At 66.5% G+C, this 18237-nt stretch carries 17 protein-coding genes and 1 pseudogene; 8 read left to right on the plus strand and 10 right to left on the minus strand.

Going from position 1 to position 18237, the window contains the following annotated elements:
- Positions 1 to 56 precede the first annotated feature (56 nt).
- From ACSUZC_RS12350 to ACSUZC_RS12375, 6 genes are all read right to left on the minus strand, one after another.
- The gene (locus ACSUZC_RS12350; RefSeq protein WP_439028842.1) at positions 57 to 782 is read right to left on the minus strand and encodes a lysophospholipid acyltransferase family protein; all 726 of its coding nucleotides are present in this window, start codon (positions 780 to 782) and stop codon (positions 57 to 59) included.
- Between the two features lie 76 nt (positions 783 to 858).
- Positions 859 to 1902 (minus strand): NAD(P)-dependent alcohol dehydrogenase, encoded by a 1044-nt coding sequence (locus ACSUZC_RS12355; protein WP_439028843.1) that lies wholly within the window; start codon positions 1900 to 1902, stop codon positions 859 to 861.
- An 86-nt stretch (positions 1903 to 1988) separates the two neighbouring features.
- Complete coding sequence (gene rsgA / locus ACSUZC_RS12360) at positions 1989 to 3119, minus strand: ribosome small subunit-dependent GTPase A (protein ID WP_439028844.1); 1131 nt, start codon at positions 3117 to 3119, stop codon at positions 1989 to 1991.
- Between the two features lie 289 nt (positions 3120 to 3408).
- Entirely contained in the window at positions 3409 to 3801 is a 393-nt protein-coding gene (locus tag ACSUZC_RS12365) for a TraR/DksA family transcriptional regulator (protein ID WP_439028845.1), read from the minus strand.
- Complete coding sequence (locus ACSUZC_RS12370; RefSeq protein ID WP_439028846.1) at positions 3798 to 5303, minus strand: protein adenylyltransferase SelO; 1506 nt, start codon at positions 5301 to 5303, stop codon at positions 3798 to 3800. Before ACSUZC_RS12370 ends, ACSUZC_RS12365 begins: the two co-directional genes overlap by 4 nt.
- 86 nt (positions 5304 to 5389) lie before the next feature.
- The gene (locus ACSUZC_RS12375) at positions 5390 to 5593 is read right to left on the minus strand and encodes a zinc-ribbon domain-containing protein (protein ID WP_439028847.1); all 204 of its coding nucleotides are present in this window, start codon (positions 5591 to 5593) and stop codon (positions 5390 to 5392) included.
- 163 nt (positions 5594 to 5756) lie between these two features.
- On the opposite strand from ACSUZC_RS12375, the gene ACSUZC_RS12380 reads away from it, so the two are divergent.
- The gene (locus ACSUZC_RS12380) at positions 5757 to 6551 is read left to right on the plus strand and encodes a DUF1542 domain-containing protein (RefSeq protein ID WP_439028848.1); all 795 of its coding nucleotides are present in this window, start codon (positions 5757 to 5759) and stop codon (positions 6549 to 6551) included.
- Positions 6552 to 6577: 26 nt separating this feature from the next.
- Here the strand turns inward: ACSUZC_RS12380 and ACSUZC_RS12385 are convergent, their stop codons facing one another.
- The gene (locus ACSUZC_RS12385) at positions 6578 to 7522 is read right to left on the minus strand and encodes an alpha/beta hydrolase (RefSeq protein WP_439028849.1); all 945 of its coding nucleotides are present in this window, start codon (positions 7520 to 7522) and stop codon (positions 6578 to 6580) included.
- Between the two features lie 84 nt (positions 7523 to 7606).
- Here ACSUZC_RS12385 and ACSUZC_RS12390 point away from each other — a divergent pair, with 84 nt between their 5' ends.
- On the plus strand, positions 7607 to 8155 hold the full coding sequence (locus ACSUZC_RS12390; protein ID WP_439028850.1) for a TetR/AcrR family transcriptional regulator: 549 nt from the start codon (positions 7607 to 7609) through the stop codon (positions 8153 to 8155).
- 162 nt (positions 8156 to 8317) lie between these two features.
- Here the strand turns inward: ACSUZC_RS12390 and ACSUZC_RS12395 are convergent, their stop codons facing one another.
- A complete protein-coding gene (locus ACSUZC_RS12395; protein WP_439028851.1) occupies positions 8318 to 8464 on the minus strand; it encodes a hypothetical protein in 147 nt (48 codons plus the stop codon).
- Between the two features lie 221 nt (positions 8465 to 8685).
- On the opposite strand from ACSUZC_RS12395, the gene ACSUZC_RS12400 reads away from it, so the two are divergent.
- Positions 8686 to 9438: a DUF6319 family protein gene (locus ACSUZC_RS12400; protein WP_439028852.1), complete on the plus strand. Its 753-nt coding sequence runs from the start codon at positions 8686 to 8688 to the stop codon at positions 9436 to 9438.
- Positions 9439 to 9465: 27 nt separating this feature from the next.
- Here the strand turns inward: ACSUZC_RS12400 and ACSUZC_RS12405 are convergent, their stop codons facing one another.
- A complete protein-coding gene (locus tag ACSUZC_RS12405; RefSeq protein WP_439028853.1) occupies positions 9466 to 11952 on the minus strand; it encodes an ATP-binding protein in 2487 nt (828 codons plus the stop codon).
- 196 nt (positions 11953 to 12148) lie between these two features.
- Between ACSUZC_RS12405 and ACSUZC_RS12410 the strand changes: the two genes are divergently transcribed.
- From ACSUZC_RS12410 to ACSUZC_RS12420, 3 genes and pseudogenes are all read left to right on the plus strand, one after another.
- Positions 12149 to 12967: a class I SAM-dependent methyltransferase gene (locus tag ACSUZC_RS12410; protein WP_439028854.1), complete on the plus strand. Its 819-nt coding sequence runs from the start codon at positions 12149 to 12151 to the stop codon at positions 12965 to 12967.
- 122 nt (positions 12968 to 13089) lie between these two features.
- Complete coding sequence (locus ACSUZC_RS12415) at positions 13090 to 14031, plus strand: NADP-dependent oxidoreductase (RefSeq protein ID WP_439028855.1); 942 nt, start codon at positions 13090 to 13092, stop codon at positions 14029 to 14031.
- Positions 14032 to 14040: 9 nt separating this feature from the next.
- Positions 14041 to 15524, plus strand: a pseudogene (locus ACSUZC_RS12420) (cryptochrome/photolyase family protein).
- A 106-nt stretch (positions 15525 to 15630) separates the two neighbouring features.
- Here ACSUZC_RS12420 and zapE read toward each other — a convergent pair.
- Positions 15631 to 16638, minus strand: a complete 1008-nt coding sequence (zapE, locus tag ACSUZC_RS12425; RefSeq protein ID WP_439028856.1) for a cell division protein ZapE — start codon at positions 16636 to 16638, stop codon at positions 15631 to 15633.
- Positions 16639 to 16851: 213 nt separating this feature from the next.
- Here zapE and ACSUZC_RS12430 point away from each other — a divergent pair, with 213 nt between their 5' ends.
- Positions 16852 to 17244, plus strand: coding sequence for a hypothetical protein (locus tag ACSUZC_RS12430; protein ID WP_439033107.1), 393 nt, complete (start codon positions 16852 to 16854; stop codon positions 17242 to 17244).
- 189 nt (positions 17245 to 17433) lie between these two features.
- Positions 17434 to 17955, plus strand: a complete 522-nt coding sequence (locus ACSUZC_RS12435) for a WYL domain-containing protein (RefSeq protein ID WP_439028857.1) — start codon at positions 17434 to 17436, stop codon at positions 17953 to 17955.
- Positions 17956 to 18237: the final 282 nt, after the last annotated feature.

The following is an 18237-nucleotide window of genomic DNA, read 5'->3' on the forward strand; positions in this document are numbered from 1 at the left end:
CGGCGCCAAACTTCCTGCGGCCCGCGACCGTCCTCGCTGAGGCCCTCACCCGGTCATCAACCGACGATGCCGTGGGCCGCGTCGACAGCGGCTTGGAGGTCGGCCTGGATCATTCGCGTGATGGCCGCCGGCGTTTCCTGCCCCAGCGGCGTCAGGTCGACGGGGGCGCCTAGGGTCACCACCGGTGCGCGGCGGTCCCCCGGGTAGGCGATCCCCGCCGACACCAGACACACCTGCGTCCCGTCACGGAGGGCGCGGTGTGCGATGTGGCCGATGCCCGTCCCGAGCTTCTGCACCCGCCTCGGGTCGACCTCGTTACACGTGCCCTCGGGGAAGACGGCGATGCTGTCACCACGCGCCATCCGTTCGACGCAGACCGCGATCATCTGCCGTCCGGCATCCGCGGCGGCTCGCATGCCGTGATCCTTGCTCCGGAAGACCGGTATCCCGCCCAGCGTGTCTATCTTGCGACGTTGCCTGGGCTCCTCGAACAACTCGTCCTTGGCCAGGACCCGCAGACGCCCGATCCTTCCACGCAGGGGCGACCGGAACCCGGCTGCCGCCAACACCAGCGGATCCCGGTCGGAGACGTGGTTGGCGGCGATGAGCAGCGGTGCACCACTACGGGCCGCACTTCTGAGAGCGTCTCGATCCGCGGGTCGGACCATGGGCCGGATGCGTGCAGCCAACAGCCCATACATCATCCGAGCCCGAGCCCGGTCCTGTTGATGGGCCAGGTAGTGCTCGTATACCGCTCGAGAGTCGGTAAGGGTGACGTCCACGTAAGTTACGGTACCGTAGGTTGGCGTGGACCAAAGGCGGTTGGTCCGCCCGTCGGTTATCGACTGCCCGGCGAACTCAGTCGGGAACCACCACGGCGCGGCCGCGCAGTTCGTTGGCGGCGAGTCGCCGGTACGCCTCGAGACCGTTCTCCAACGAGAACTTTTCGACAGCGACCTCCAGAACGCCGTCGCGCGCCAGATCGAGGACCTCGATGAGCTCGTCACGGGCACCCCAGTAGGGAGCCCGGACCGACACCTCGTAGGGCTGCGTGAAGAACCCGACCTTGGCTGCGGCGACGCCGTCGCCGATACCGACGATCACCACGTCGCCCATCGTGCCGACGACCCCCATGGCAGTGTCGATGGTCGGCTGGAGTCCGACGAAGTCGAATACCGCTGTGGCGCCCTCGGTGCCGGTGATCTTCCGGACATTGGCGACGGCATCGGCATCACTGAGGACGGTCTCGTGGGCACCGACTTCCCGAGCGAAGGCGAGCTTGTCCTCGCTCACATCGAGCGCGACGATTCGCGACGGAGTGAGGTGCCGCAGCAGTTGGATTCCGATGTGGCCGAGCCCGCCGGCGCCGATCACCACCGCCGTCGTGCCGCCGACCAGCTTCCCCAGCGACGGTTTGATCGCGTGATAGGGCGTCAGACCTGCATCGGTCAAGGGCACCGCGGCCACCGGATCGAGGTCGCCGAGCGGAACGAGGTGGCGGGCGTCGTCGACGATCATGTACTCGGCCATCGCCCCCTCCTTGCCGAGGCCGGGCGGTGCGATGCCCAACTCGGCCGCCCGGGGACAGTAGTTCTCCAGTCCGCGTGAACAGAAATGGCACACGCCGCAACCCCACGGGCCGTACACGGCGACCGAGGTTCCTTCCGACAGCGTGGTGACCCCGCTGCCGACAGCGGCGACCACCCCTGCACCTTCGTGTCCGAGAGTCATGGGCAACGGATAGGGGAAACCCTCGGCAGGCATGTTCAACACGAAATCGTCGGAATGGCAGGCGCCGGCAGCGGTGACCTTCAACAGCACCTGACCGGGACCCGGGGCCGGCTTGTCGACCTCGCGCAACTCGGGAGCTTGACCTGGCGTGACGATCTGGATGGCTTTCATGCAGTGAGACCTTTCGATTCTCTCGTCCGTGTCGACCCACCTCCGGTCTACTCGCACATGGCCGGGTCCGCATACGTGACGGCGATTCAGCGCCCATCCGACCGGTACATGGCTCGTTGCATCCGCGAGATGTGCTTCCTGCGGCGTTCGCGCTCGGCACGTAGACGCGCATCGGAACGGGACGCCGCATACTCGTTCTCTCGTTGCAGGCGGTGATAACTGTCGAGCCGGCGGCGGGGAAGGACGCCGGATTCGACGGCCGCCAGGACAGCGCATCCGGGTTCGGTGGCGTGCGCGCAGTCGGTGAAGCGACACATGGTGGCCAGTTCGGTGATCTCCGAGAAGGCGGAATCGATACCGTCGTCGGCGTCCGCCAGGCCCACGCCGCGCAGTCCTGGGGTGTCCAGCAGCACCCCGCCCCGGGGGAGTGGCACCAGTTCCCGCCAGGTGGTCGTGTGTCGGCCCTTGCCATCGGACTCACGCACCGAATTGGTTGGCAGGAGTTCGTGCCCGAGAAGCCGGTTGCCGAGTGACGACTTCCCGGCACCGGACGGACCGATGAGCACCACGGTGCCCCGCAGGGCGGCCGCCAGGACGTCGAATCCGTCGCCGGTGACGGCACTGGTGACGACGACCTCCACGCCGGGGGCCACCGCCGTTGCGTCGGACAAAGCCTGCGGCACATCGAGACAGCGGTCGGCCTTGGTGAGAACGAGCACCGGGGTGCCGCCGCTCTCCCAGGCCAGGGCGAGCATCCGTTCGATCCGGCCCGGTGTGATCGAGTCGGCCAGCGAGGCGACGATCACCACGGTGTCGACGTTGGCCGCCAGCACCTGAACGCGAGAGCTCCGGGAAGCACTCGAGCGGACAACAGCGGTGCGGCGGTCGAGAACTGCTACGACGGCCGCCTCGACCGCCGGAGTCGGCGGTCGCACGGCGACCCAGTCCCCGGTGCAGGGCGTCATGCTGTCGTCATTGGTGTGCGGACCGACTGCGGCTCGGAGGCGCCGGTTGTCGGCGACGACATCGCAGAATCCGCGCTCGGCGCGGACGACCCTTCCAGGCAGGTGACCCGCGGCCCGGAACGGACCGAACGCCTCGTCGCGCGCGTCGTCCCAACCGAGTTCGGCGGGAGTGGGCGGTCGTGACGGGCGAGGGAAAACAGGGCGAGCATCGGAGGACGGAGAATCGGACGAGGGAAAGATCGGGTGAGTCAACGTGAGGACCTTTGTCGAAGCGGGCCCGGCTCGCGAGGCGTCTTCGACCCACCGATCGAGGTGGGGTCGAGCGCGAATTAGGCTGCGACGCCTGGGGTGAGGGCCCTGGGGGTGAGGATGATTCGGGCACAGCGCACACACGTGCGGTCCATGACGGTCATCGACTCACCTCCGATGTCTTCGTTGTCGACTGATTGTCAGGCGTGGGCGACGCTACCACCGACGGGTTCGCCGGCGCGCCTTGTTTTCCGGCCTCCCATCGTGCGGGTCGATGCGAGGGCGCGCGCCCTCACCACCGCCGCATCGGATCACGGACGGCGCAGCCGACACATTGCCGTGCCGCCGGCAAGACCTCAAGACGCTCGGGATCTATTGCCACGCCGCAGGTCTCGCATCGACCGTACGAGCCGTGACCGAGGCGCTCGACGGCTGCGTCGATCTCGTCGAGGCGCACTCGGGAACGTTCGAGTTGCGCCACCAGATGGCCTCGCTCGACGGCCAGGGTCGACCCCTCGGGGTCGTGCTCGTCGTCCGCGGCGGCATCCGCCGTCGCCTCGAGCACGGCGTCCAGTCGCGACGACAGCGAGTCGATGAGTGCGGCCGTCCGCACCCGTTCGGCAGTCAGGGCATCCCGCGACAACCGCGGGGAGTCGGATGCCCGCACATCGTCAGGCGGCGTCATGTCCCGCAGAAGGTCTGGAAGCTGTCACTGAAGGCCTGGGGGGCCGGCGCGGCGTAGTGGGCCAGCTCCGCGCGGCGCTCGTAGGGATGCGTGACAGCCTCCAGCAGGCGTTCGAACGGGTCCATGTCCCCATCGGTTGCGGCGCGCAATGAGGCGTCCACCTGGTGGTTCCGGGGGATGTAAAGGGGATTGACGCGGTCCATCGCATCGGCGGTCTCCTCCGCTGTCCGTCCGACGCGGTCCAGCGACGCGCGCCAGCGTTCGAGCCAGGGACCGATATGCTCGCGAGGTATGGCACTGGCGATGGGCACGTCGTCGCCGCGCAGGTCGTCGGCCAGTGCGCGGAATGTATTGGTCCAGTCGGCGCGATGCTCCCTCATCAGCGACAGGAGATCGTCGATCAGCTCGGGGTCGGTGAAGGCATCGGACAGGCCGATCTTGGCGGACATCCCGGCCGTGAAGTGCCGGTCGTAGCGCCCGTCGAAGGTTGTGAGCACCGCGGTCGCCGCCGCGATGGCCTCGTCGGGGGTCGGTCCCATCAGCCGCAGGAGAGTCTCGGCGAATCGGGCCAGGTTCCACTTCAGGACCGCGGGCTGATTGCCGAATGCGTAACGCCCGCCGTGGTCGATCGAGCTGAAGACCGCTGTCGGATCGAAGGCGTCGATGAACGCGCAGGGACCGTAGTCGATGGTCTCGCCCGAGATCGTGGTGTTGTCGGTGTTCATCACTCCGTGCACGAAGCCGACGAGCATCCACCTGGACAGCAGTTGCGCCTGGCGTTCCAGAACCGCCTCGAAGAACTTGAGGTACTTGTTGCCGCCGCCGGTCTCGGGCAACCCCGACAGCTCGGGGTAGTGCCGGGCGATCGCGTAGTCGGCCAGCGGTTGAACGAGTTCGGTGTTGCGCGCTGCGTATTCGAAGGTCCCGACCCGGAGGTGGCTGGCCGCCACCCGGGCCAGCACCGCGCCGGGTTCGATTCCGTTGCGCTGCACGCCTCGTCCGGTCGCCACGACCGACAACGACCGGGTCGTCGGGATACCGAGTGCGTTCATCGCCTCGCTGACGAGGTACTCCCGCAGCATCGGGCCGGTCACCGCGAACCCGTCACCACCCCGGGAGAACGGCGTGGGCCCCGAACCCTTGAGCTGCAGATCGACCCGAGATCCGTCGGCTTCGATGAGCTCGCCGAGCAGGAGCGCCCGGCCGTCGCCGAGCAGCGGTGTATACCCCCCGAACTGGTGTCCCGAATACGCGGTGGCAACAGGCGTCGCGTCGGCCGGCGCTGCCGCACCCGACAGGATCGCGATGCCGTCGTCGGACGTCAACGCCTCGACATCGAGACCCAGCGTCTCGGCGAGTTGCTCGTTGAGCACGAGGAGAGTGGGATCAGGCGCATCCGCGCCGCGCCACGGCACAGTCAGCGGCGTCAGCTCATCAGCGAACGTGCGGGTGAGACCGGTGATCGCGGTGCTGGTGCGGGCGGGGGAGTCGGGGGCAGCCACAGTATCGAGAGTAACCAGTTCCACGGCCGGCAAACCGCCTCGCGCAACGCGGCGTCGATCAGCACCGCTCTCGGTCGGCGACGCCGTCAGATCGCGATGGCCGCCCCGCAGATGCCGCAGGCCTCGAACTGTTTGCGGCCCCACCGGGCAATCGGGATGAAGAAGACCGTGAACTGAGTGAACTCGCGCATCCGAGTCCACTGGGTGGTGTTGTGGCAGCGCGGACACGTTCGGGTCTGTCCCGCGCCGAGGTGCTGCTGTTTGCGGCCGTAGCCGAAGAGGAAGAACACCTCATCATCGTAGAGACGCGTGGCATTCGGCGACGCCGGTCGCGTCTCGCCACCTTTGTCCCGGCCGGCGATCGACCGCCGTCGGTACGCTCGACGGTGTCCGGTTTGCCGGGACGGCCGACTCGTCGCCGTGATCGACGGACACGAATAGCTGGAGGTAGGCATGGATGGACTGATCTTGATCGCGGTCATCGTTCTGGTCGTCGTCGGAGTGGTCGTGATCGCGCAACGACGGTCAGGCGTGTCGGCGGCCCGCACGCTCGACGACGCCAAGGCCGATGCGCGACAGGCGATCGAGCGGCTCGGCGGTCAGGTATTCATGCTCGTCGGGGACGGGCCCGCGTCTAAGCAGGCACTCGCCGACGCCGGTGAGCGCTATACCGCCGCCGGTTCGCAGATCGAGCAGGCGAACTCGCCGGCGCAGGCCCGACTGGCCAAGCAGACCGCGATCGAGGGTTTGTACTACATCCGCGCCGCCCGCACCGCGATGAACCTGGACCCCGGTCCCGCCATTCCCGAGCTCGACGGTCAACGAAGCGCCGGGGCGGTCACCGAGGAACGCGAGGTCGACTTCGAGGGCCGGCAGGTGGCGGCGTCCCCGACACCGTCGGAGCGGACGCCGAACTACTACCCCGGTGGCCGTGTCGCCGGCCGGCCGGTGCCCGCCGGCTGGTACTCCGAGCCGTGGTGGAAACCGGCTCTCGTGGCCGGGGCGTGGGGACTCGGATCGATGCTCTTGTTCTCGGCGATGTTCTCCGGCATGGCGGGGGTCCCGTACGACGCCCAGGGGTTCGAAAGCGGATCGGGTGACGCCTCCGACGCGGCCGCCCTCGACGGCGGGGACCCCACCGACGGGGGCGGTGTCGGAGACGCCGGCACGGACAGCGGCTTCGGTGGCGACGGTTTCGGCGACGGTGGCGGTTTCGGCGACTTCGGAGGCGGCGGCTTCGATTTCTGACACCGCACGCCGGTCTGCCGTGGCGACTAGGCGGACTCGTCCCGGCGACCGGTGGGCACGACTCGCCGCAGGAATGTCAGCTGATCGGCGATCACCGTATCGAACAGCGGTGGCAGATACGGGCTGAAATGCCCGCCGGGGTAGGCGATGAACGTCGACGTTCGAATCCGTCGGGCTGTTCGCCGCGCGGATCGCGCCGGTGCGATGTCATCGCCGTCAGCGACCTGTATCAGCGTCGGACATGTGATGGCACCGGCGCGCCGACCCGGCGAATACAAGCCCACCCGGAGGACCACCCGTGCGGCCACCGTCTCGGGGTGATCTCCGCGCCGATGGCCGGATGCGGCCACCATGAGGTCGACGGCCTCCTCCGCGCCGGGAGCGGTCATCACGGCAACGCTCCCCGGCACCCCTACCGAGTCGACATAGACGGGTTCGGCGCGGCGAACCGCGCGCCAGGAGTCCCTGAGGGCCGCCGGCAGGAGCCGCACGGATCCTCTGACACCGGTCGCCCGCACAGCGGCGAGCCCATCGGTGTGCGGAACCTGCGCGATGATGGCTGCCAGGTCTTCGCCGTCGGCGCCCATGGTCAGGACGTGCCCGCCCGCGAACGACGTCCCCCACGCGACGACTGCCGTCGGGTCCACGCCGTCGAGCCCACGTGCCCAGGCGATAGCCGCCCGCCAGTCCTCGAGCTGCGAGGGGATGTCCAGTACCTGTCTCGGCGTCCCGTCGCTGTCTCCGAAGTTGCGATAGTCGAACAGCACGACCGCGTAGCCGGCCTGCGCGAAGCGAGCTGCATAGGCGGGCAGGCGTAGCTCCCGGACACTTCCGAAGCCGTGGGCCATGACGATCACCGGAACCGGGTCGGCCCCGGTCGGCGTGTAGATGCGCGCGGCGCAGCGCGTTCCGTGTGACTCGAACGCCGACTCGACGGTCGCGAACGACCCGTCTCCCACCGTGGGACTCATTCCTCGCCACCCCTCAGAGCTTGTTCTTGAATGCCATTCAAGAAGATAGCGCATCCCAGCCGCCAGTCAAGATATGGTCGTCTGGTGCCACGGAACCGACGACCCCGCGATCGCGAAGAGAAACGCGGCGAAATCGTCGACGCCGCGCGCGAACTGTTCCTGGACGTCGGCTTCGACAGCGTGTCGATCACGCAGATCGCTTCCGCCGCAGGGGTGACCTCGACGACGATCTACTGGTACTTCGCCGGCAAGGACGAGCTCCTCGTCGCCGTGCTCGACGGTTTGCTGACGACCTCGTTGAGCCGCTTCGGCGAACTCGCCGATCTCGAAGTCGCCGACCGAATCCTGTGGGTCGTCGACGAACTTCGATCGATGAGCACGTTGGTCGACACCGTCCACACGCGCCGGTTGTCATCCCCGCTCATCGACGACTGGCACACCAGGTTTCACGCACTCGCAGATGAGCTGACCCGGGCGACCCTGCCGCCCGACCTGACTCCCGAAGTCGCGCAGGCCCATTGCCGCATCGCCACCTTCGTCATCGAGGGTCTGCTCACCCACGCCCTCGGCATCGCCGAGACACGGGCCGTCGCGCGGTCCCTGGCCGCGGCCATCGCCACAACCGGGCCGTAGGCGGACTGACCCTGTCAGACGGGGGAGCGCAGCTGCCAGATGGCCTCTCGCCGATCAAGAAGTGGTGTGTGCCACCTGCGGACGTGAGGTCGACGCAGGTGACACACCGGCATGAGCACTTGTTGTGCTTTCCACTTCACGTGTGGGTGTGATCCGTAGTGATCACGACAGGAGAGAGGTGAACGTGATGATCGAGGTGGCACAGAGCATCAGCCCGATCGTGACCCCGGCATAAGCGTGGTCGGCTACTACCGGCGCTTCATCGGCAATGCTCCGCGCTTCGGTGGAGTGCACAGTCGAGCTGGTCACCGGCAGTACTCCTCTGTGAATCTCTGATCACCGTCCCCAGAACAGTAACTCCCGCAACGCGCGTGGCCCGACCCGGACGCGCAGCTGAGGCTGCACCGATGCCGACGAGCAGCAATTGTCACGGAACGGTAACGGTCCTCGATGAGGAGGTTTGGAACGTCGACAAGGGCGCTCGCGAACAGTGGAGTCGGGCGGGTGGCATGTGCGTCAGTATCGCACACATGTGCGATACTGTTTGCGTGAAAGCGCAGACACGGGCCGGGCTGACACCCGGCGACCTGGAGTCCCTGTCCGCAGCGCTCGCGGCCGGCAAGCGAGCCACCGTCTACCTTCGCGATCCCATGCCGTCGCTCGATCTCGCAGCCGGCACCTCGGCGCGAGTGGTCTCCGTCGACGGCTCCACGGTGATGGTGAGCCCCAAGGGCATCGACGATCAGTTGCCGTTCGAGGCCGACGAGCTGTCGAGGACCCGCATGACGACCCCGGCCCCGGAGTCCACTTCTCGGCGACGTACGCCCCCAACCTCGGTGACGCCCACCCGACCGACGGCCGATGCCGTTCGCCCGGAGCCGGATTCGCGCCCGCGGACGACTCCACCGAAGACCAGCACGACCCCACCGGCAGAACCGACGAGGCCGGTCGAGACCGGCCCCAGACCGGCGGCCAAGGCATCGCGGCGGCCCAAGACGCCGACCGCGCCGGTGAGTGTCACGGTCACGGCGGCGGGGGAGAGCACCTGGACGGTGTCGGTGTCCCACGGTGCCAAGAAGCAGGGCAGGCCAACGGAAGTGACGGCGGATCGGGTGGCACGAGCAGTGCGCGAACTGGGGGACGAGTCCGCGATAGCGGCCGTCGACAACGTCATCGAGTCCGCCCGTGCGGCGGCGCAGAGGCGGATCGAAGAACTCAGCAGCGAGCTCGAGGCCGCGCGCGCAGCTCTCGCCCATCTCGACGGCCAGACTGCCGAAGATTGAAGTAGGAGGGGCGACGTCCGTCCCTGTCTAGCGCAGCCCCAGTTCTCCGCTCTGTGCCACCACCTCCCGCCGGGAGGTCAGGCCCAGCTTCGCCAATACCGCCGAGACATGATGATCGGCGGTCTTCGAGGAGATGTAGAGCCGGGTCGCGATTTCCGCGTTGGAGAGACCTTGCGCGACGAGCCGGGCCACCTCGAGTTGCCTGTTGGTGAGGCCGCCCGGATTCACCCGGGTGGTTTGCCGAGGACGCTGCGGTACGACGCCACGACCACTGTCGCGCAGCACCGCACGCGCGCGGTCGGCGGTTCCGGCCGCGCCGAGTCCATCCAGCATCGTCACGCCGCGGCCCGGGTCGTCGGAGTCGAACCAACTCATGGCCGCACAGAACGGGTCGCCCGCCTCGGACCACCATCGAGCGGCCTCGGCATGGCGACCGTCGAGTGACATCTGGTGGGGCTCCGCCAACCGTGCGGTGTCGGTGTGCAGCCCCAGTCGCATCCTCCACACCGCCAGATTCCCTGCCGCCCAGCTCGTTCCGTCGTCATGACCGACGGTGACCGCGTCTGCGACCCTGTCGTCATGCTCGCCGGTCATCCAGCTGATCTCTGCCAGCGCCGTCAGGACTGCGAGGCGACGTGCGGGCTCGTCGATCTCGTCGGCGAGGGCCCATGCGTCCTCGACGCCCGACGGGTCGAACGGGTCACCACACCGAAGGGGCACCAGAACCTTGGCCAGGAGCGGCCAGAGCGTTGCGACCGGCATGCCGTCGGCGTCTATGACCGCCCCGGCGTCCTCGAGCGCGCCGCCCCAGTGCCCGCGAGTGAGCTGCAATCGACTGCGCACCGCGGTCTGCCAGTGTCGGCAGATCTGTATGTCGCGCTCGACGGTGAAGGGGAGGGCGACATCGAGAACACGGTCGGCATCGCGATATCTTCCCTGCTCGACATCGAGGCTGGCCACCTGGGAGTAGACGGTGGACGCCAGATCATCGAAACCGAGCGACCGCGCGGCTTTCATGTGCTCCAAAAGCCTTGCGCGCGCTGATGTATCACCTCCGGACAGCGCCGCCGAGTCGGAGACGACCTGATTCCACAGGCGCAACTCTTCGTCGGACGCCGCGCCCGAATCGGCCAGGAAGGTCTTGACGTGGGCGGCGTCTCCGCGCAGGAAGGCGAGGAACGCACGCTGGATCTGCGCCTGGCTGTAGACGGCGCTCGCACCTGCTTGCTGAGCGATCTCCGACGCACGCTCGAGGTGGGATTCTGCGCTTCGACGATGCGCGCTGTAGTACTCATACACACCGACGGCAACGTGCGCCGTCGCCACTCCGGTGTCGTCGCCCAGCTCGGTCCAGAGCGGGAAGGTCGCGTCGACACTGGCGATCGCATCGCGCAGCCGACTCACCATGTACTGCTCGTTGGCCAGCGCCAACAACACCTCCGCACGCTCACGCGCAGATGCACTGTGCTGGTTGCGCTTCGCGATCTCGTAGTAGGCGACGGCCTCGGTGTGCGCACCACCGCGGATCGCGTCCTCCGCGGCAGCGAGGGCGTGGCGCACGGCACGTTCGGAATCACGCGCAGCCACGGCGTGGTGCGTCAGGACCGACGGGTGGACCGCACCCAGTTGCTCCAGCGCATCGAGCAGTCGCACGTGGAGACGGATGACGCCGCCGGGCGGAATCGTGGATTCGATGGCACGACGGGCCAATTCGTGACGGAAGGCGATGCCGTCGACTCCCCACTCCAGCAGACCCGTCTCGACGAGCCGCTGCACCGCCATGTAGTCGATGTCGAGAGCGTGCAGAGCGTTGTCGGCGACTCCGTCCGGCGACGCGGCGATGACCTGAAGCGCCTCGAAGTCCGCGGCACTGACCTTCGTCGTCCTGGCGAGCACTGCGTCACGTACCGACGACGGGATCGGAAGTCCGGGTTCGCGGGCGACCTCGGTCGCGAAGTACGGGTTGCCGCCGGTGACGGCGTGCACGCGAGCCGGGTCGAGGCCCGTCCCACCGACCAGTTCGGCGATGGCTTCGAGACTGAGCGGCGCCAGCTCGACCCGGCTGACCTCCTCGGCGAGCAGCGTGCGTGCCGGCGCCTGAGGCTCGAGCTCTCGGTGGGTGAGGAGCAGGACCACCGGGATGGACTCGATGCGCCGACACAGGAACCGCAACACATCGCACGACGCGACGTCGGCCCAATGCAGATCCTCGACGACGAGCAGGGTCGGTTCGGATCGCAACTGAGTGAACGCCGCCTCACACGCCTCGGCGAGCATCGTCGGTTCGCGCGCCAGCCCCAGATCCCTGATGGGTCCCAACGGACGCGGGATCTCCAGCGGGTCACACCGGGCGTGCATGACCCGCACTCCGGGCGCCGCCTCGCACACTTGTCCGACCAATGCCGTCTTACCGGCGCCGCTCTCACCTGAGACCGAGAATGCCGACCCCTCCGGCAGGCGGGAGAATGCCGCGTTGATCTGCGACAACTGCTCCGCCCTCTCCAACAAGCGCACCGTCCGAGTGTAGGCCGCCCAGTCGGTCCCATAGGTGGTTCTGCTCCTCCGTTCGACCGACTCGTACGTCGAAAAATGGGAGGTCGCCACCGATGCCATCCCTATGGCCTGTCACCGATCGTTGGATATGTGCCGGTGATCGAGACCGGCCACGGACGACGCCCAGTCGTTCCTCACCAGAGAACGGAACATTCCCATGACGACAACCATCACACCGGACCTCGTCTCGCTGCGTGCCAAGCAGCAGATGGTCTGGAGCAGCGGCGATTACAACCGCATCGCGGCACTGACCGTTCCGGTCAACGAGGCGACGGTCGCCGCGGCCTCGATCATTCCCGGCGAGCGCGTGCTCGACGTCGCGACCGGTACGGGACACTCAGCACTCGCCGCAGCCCGCCAGGGGGCAGCGGTGACCGCGATCGACTACGTGCCGGCCCTACTCGACATCGGCCGCCACCGAGCCGATGCCGAGCACCTCGACGTGGACTTCATCGAGGCACCGGCGGAGATCCTGCCGTTCGGCAACGCGGCGTTCGACGTGGGGATCTCGACCATCGGCATCATGTTCGCGGCCGACCACGAACAGGCCGCGCGCGAACTCGCCCGGGTCGTTCGCCCAGAGGGTCGGATCGTGGTCACGAGCTGGACCGCGGGCGGCTTCGTCGGCGGAATGCTTGCGACCGTCGGCAAGCATGTGACGCCGCCGCCCGGCGCACGCCCCGCGACTCGTTGGGGAGACCAGGACTACGTCGCGGAGCTCTTCGGCAACCGCGTCGAGTCCGTCAGGTCGCGGACCGCGACGTTGACCGTTCGATTTGTCGACGCAGCCGCATTCGCAGACCTGTTCCTGGGCTACTACGGACCGACCTTCTCCGCGGCGTCGAAACTCAACGACGACGGCAGAGGAGCGCTCCGTGCCGACCTGGTCGCACTCGCAGAATCGCATCAGCAGCCGGCCTCCGGTGGAATCGCCATCGACTGGGAGTATCGCGTGGTGGAGGCCGTGCGCTCGTGACCACTCCACGGGTGCGGGGTCGTCGTTCACGACCCCGCACCCGACGCCCTGTCCGTCATCGGATGCGTCGCCGTTCTGCTCGTCCGTGGAATCAATCCGCCGGAGCACCCGTTGGTGCCACCATGCGAGCAATCACCTACAGCCGCTTCGGCGGACCCGACGTCCTGGAACTCACCGACCTGCCCACCCCGAAGGTCGGCCCCGACTCCGTACTCATCCGAGTACGCGCGTCGAGTGTCAACCCGGTGGACTGGAAGGTCCGAGCGGGTTATCTCGCCGGGATCATGGACACCGTCTTTCCGGTGATCCCCGGGTGGGACGTGGCCGGTGTGGTCGAGCAGGTCGGCCTCGACACACCCGAGTTCCAGGTCGGCGACGAGGTGTTCGGCTATGTCCGCAAAGACGTCGTCGGTGGGGAAGTGGCGGGCGGCACGTTCGCCGAGTTGGTCGCCGCCCCGGTCCGCACACTCGCGCACAAGCCGTCCAGTTGGTCGTTCGAGGAGGCGGCGGCCGTTCCGCTTGCCGGACTGACGGCCTATCAGACCATTCGACGGGCCGGCGTGCAGTCAGGTCACACGGTGCTGGTTCATGCCGCCGCGGGCGGCGTCGGATCGTTTGCAGTTCAGATCGCACGGTCTCTGGGTGCCCGAGTCATCGGCACCGCGTCGGAGACCAACCATGACTATCTCCGGGATCTCGGCGCCGAACCGATCACCTACGGCGACGGTGTGAGCGATCGCGTTCGCGCGCTCGCGCCCGAGGGCGTCGATGTCGTTCTCGATTACGTCGGTGGTGATGCACTCGACTCGGTGGCCGCCGTACTGCGTGACGGCGGCACGGTCGCGTCCATCACCGATGCGCGGGCGCGTGACGAGTTCGGTGGACAGTACGTGTGGGTGCGGCCCGACTCCGCGGACCTCGCCGAGCTCGCCCGCCTCGGAGACGCCGGCGACCTGAAACCGGAGGTCGCCGACGTGTTCGACCTGGCCGACGCGGCCGGCGCCCACGAGCGGAGCGAGTCCGGTCACGTGCGCGGCAAGGTGGTCGTACGCGTTCCCGCGTAGCCTGAAACGGTGTCTGCACGCCCAGCCCCGCTGTGGCTTTTCGCCGATCAGTTGGGGCCGCACATCCATTCGTCGGACGAGAACATCGACCGTGACGTCGTTCTGATCGAATCGTCGGCAGCGCTGAACCGGCGCGCCGGGCACCGGCAGAAGGCACACCTGCTGTTGTCCGGCATGCGGCACCTCGCTGAGGAACTCGGCGATCGGGCCCGATACGTCCGCGGGGTCGGATACCGCGACGCGCTGCAAGAATTGCCCGGCCCGGTCGCTGTTCATGAACCCACGTCGCGGGCCGCGCACGATTTCGTGCACCTCCTCCGCGAGGAAGGGCTCGTCAGCGAGATACTGCCCAACCCGTCGTTCGCGTTGTCGCGCGAGGAGTTCGCTCAGTGGGCCGGGGAGCACTCGACGTTTCGAATGGAGGCGTTCTACCGCCGGCAGCGGACGCGCTTCGATGTGCTGATGGACGGCGACCAGCCGACGGGCGGTACCTGGAACTACGACCACGAGAATCGCAAGCCGCCACCGAAACAGCGCACACTCGGTGTCGACGACCCATGGTGGCCGGAAGAAGACGCGATCGACGAAGCGGTCCGCGCGGACCTCGACGCGATGGATGTCGCGTGGTCGGGCGTCGACGGACCGAGACTCTTCGCAGTGACCGCCGACGAGGCGCGCCATGCGCTCCAGACATTCATCGACCATCGGCTCGCCACCTTCGGTCCGTACGAAGACGCGATCATGGCTGACGACTGGACGATGTCGCATTCTCTTCTGTCAGTGCCGCTGAATCTGTCACTACTCGAACCGCTCGAGGTCGTCCACGCCGCAGAGCAGGCCGCCCGCGAGGATCAGGTGAGCCTGGCCAGCGCCGAAGGTTTCATCCGACAGATCCTCGGTTGGCGTGAGTACGTCTGGCATCTGTACTGGCACTTCGATTCCGACTACGTCACCAACAACAAGCTCGATGCGACCACACCGCTTCCGCGCTGGTTCCGCGACCTCGACGCGGACGCGGTGACCGCCAGATGTCTCTCCGACGCCCTGTCGGGTGTCCGGGACGAGGCTGGGTGCACCACATCCCACGTCTGATGGTCCTGGGAAGCCATGCACTGCAACGCGGTTACGATCCGAGGGAGCTCACGGCGTGGTTCACGGCCAACTTCGTCGACGGTTATGAGTGGGTCATGCCGGTGAATGTTGTCGGAATGAGCCAACACGCGGACGGCGGATTGATGGCGACAAAGCCTTACACCTCCGGTGGCGCCTACATCAACAAGATGTCAAACCACTGCGGCGACTGCGAATTCGACCCCAAGAAGCGACTCGGAGACGATGCCTGTCCCTTCACCGCGGGCTACTGGTCGTTCACCCACAAGCACCAAGACCGCCTGGCCAAGAACATGCGAACTCGACGACAGGTCTCGAACATGAACCGGCTCAACGATCTCGAAGCCGTTCTTGAACAGGAACGTGAACGCGACCGGTTCTGAGGTTGGGTTTTGAGATGGCCGTCATGGTCTTTTCGTCACGTGTGACGTTTCTAGGTCGGAGCAAAGTGCGTGGGGAGTAGCCGTGGCTGACTCGACGCCGAATTCCTCACGTGCGAAGCAGCCGGAGTCGGCTGGCCATGCGGAAGGTGTCTGGGCGCGTGGTTTCGGTCGCGAGGAAGTCATCGACCGCGTGTGTTGCGATGAACGTTGTGGGGGTGTCTGTGTCGGTCAGGATGTCGATGACGTTGATGAACCGCTGCTGCGCTTCGCGGCTTGCATCGTTGAACAGTGGGATATCGGTTATGACCCAGCTACGGAACGCGTCGACCCAGGAGAGATATTCGACCGTCGACAGTGGTGAGTCGCAGAGTTGAGCGAACGAAATCCACAGCTGATCGTCACGGACCGCCAGCGCAGGAAATTGTCGGCCCCGGACGGTAAGCGTCGCTTTCTCGTCGTCGGATGAAGGGCTACCAGTGGGTGAAGCGGTCAGCCACCTGCCGGACGCGAAGCCCGTGGTGTGGCGTGGTGTCAGCGTCCGGTAGTCGGTGGGACCGTCGAGGTGGAAGACGTCGAGGTGGCTCTTGATCATCTCGATTCCCGACTCAAAGGTGTGGTGCCAGATAGGATTTGGCAACAGCGAGTCCGGGGAGTAATTCGAGGTGACCACCACGGTCAGGTGCTGAGCAAACACGCGCTCGAGGAGGCGCGTGAGAAGGCGAGCGTCACCGGAATCGTGGACATGAAACTCGTCGAAGAACAGCAGCTGAGTCTGCCCGAGTAGTTCGGTGAGTGCGCGGTCCAGCGCTCTGGGATCATCGCGGGAGTCGTGCACGCGGAGGTGCAGCTCATCGAAGAAATTGTGGAAATGAACCCGGGTTTTCGGCATTGGTACTGCATCGAAGAATGCTTGAGCCAGCCAGGACTTTCCGCGACCGGCTGGCCCGTGGACATAGAGTCCATGTGACTTCTCATTCCGGCGGGCCCGCAGTCGACGACCGGCGGGCTGAGTGAGCATCGCGAGTCGTTCGGCGAGACGCCTCTGGTCTTCGTTGAGAACGATGCCGGCCTGGACGGCGGAGCTGTCGATTGCCTCGATGACGCGCTGGCTCACAGGTAGCACTCGACGATCGTTGCACGCTTGCTACCGGATGCACCGACACTGTGTGCGACCTCGCACATCGCGAATCTGGCAGGACATGGGTAACCAACGCCTTGCAGTGGCCGATGCCCAGACGCGACCGGAGGCGTCAAGGACTGCTTGACACCGCCTCACGTGTGCGTCAGGCTGTCCCTGACATAGGAGGTAAGGGTGACGTTCATCGAGATGGCAACACAAGCCGACATCACTTCTGCTGTGAGGGCCGTAATCACTGCGGGAGCAACGGAAGCCGGTCGATGCGCCGATGAAATCATCGGCTTTGGGCCGCTTCCCGGCACCAAGGAGTGGGATGAAGAACAAGCTACAACCGTTCCGGCGGAGCGCGCCCTGGCGTGGCATCTGCTGAGTTTGCGCATCCAACTCGCGGCGGGGTTGGACGGAATCGAGACGATAATCGTCTTGCGGATGCAGGGAGCGTCGTGGGCTGTAATCGGGCAAGCAACGGGCATGAGTCGCCAAGCCGCCCATGAACGATGGGGCGCGCGAGCGCGCGCAACCCTGGACCCGATGGGGACTGGAATGCCGGCAATTGTCCCTGATGACAGCCCTGTTCGTTGAGCCGCCGCCGGGACGGCGCATGGTGTTTTGACACGGCCGATACGTCCTAGTTAAGTGCCGATAAGATACATTATGTCAGGTAACTGCTTTGTGCAGCCCTACTGAAACACGCTCTACCGCGCCTTACGATCCGAGTTCTGATGCGCAGCGAAGTCACCCGACCACGATTGACCATCGGCTGATGAAAATTTGGAGCGGGCTCATCAACGGCGTCGCCGACTATCCGACGCGAACCACCGTCTCGACGGAGGGCAAAGGCAGAGTCGGCGCTGCAGCCGCTGCCCTGTTCACGCCTGGTACGGTCGCGGCCATCGACGGCGGAACCACAGCCCTCGTTCTGGTCGAGGCACCCTGCGACGGCGCTTCCTCCCCCGCGAGCTACCCGACCCCGATCCGATCACATACGTGGCCAATAGCATTCGCACCACCCCGTACCGATACACAGCACGAGCCATCGTTTCCGCACCTGCCGAAACGATCGCTGCCCGGCTGAATTCCGCGGTCCCCGGCCGAGTGCGACCCCTCAACGACCACACGTGCACCGTCACCCTCGGAGCTGACTCACCCGAACCCATCGCCGCGGACCTCATCGCCCTCAGCGCGCCCTTCACCCTCGACGCCCCACCTGAACTCCTCGACAACCTGCACACCCTCGCCGACCGCCTGGCCGCTGCCACACGTCCACCAGATATCCCAATCCCCGTAGCGTGACGCTTCCCTCAGGTGACTCCTCGGCCGGGTTGAGCTCTCGGCCGCTCTGGACTGAATTTGAACCTGAAGGCAGCCGATACTGTGTCCCCATGGGCGATATAGAGAAGCCGGCGACATATAGATCTGAACAGGCGCGGCAGCATCTGGACGCCGCGACAACCACACCCAATCGGCTCGTCGACCTGGTAATTCCGTGGTGGCATCGTGGTGCGTTCATGCGATAGGTCATTCAAGACTTGATGCATCACGCGGCGGAACCGACGGTGGTTAGCACGACACAAG

This window comes from Gordonia terrae (genome assembly GCF_051789125.1).
GTDB lineage: Bacteria > Actinomycetota > Actinomycetes > Mycobacteriales > Mycobacteriaceae > Gordonia > Gordonia terrae_A.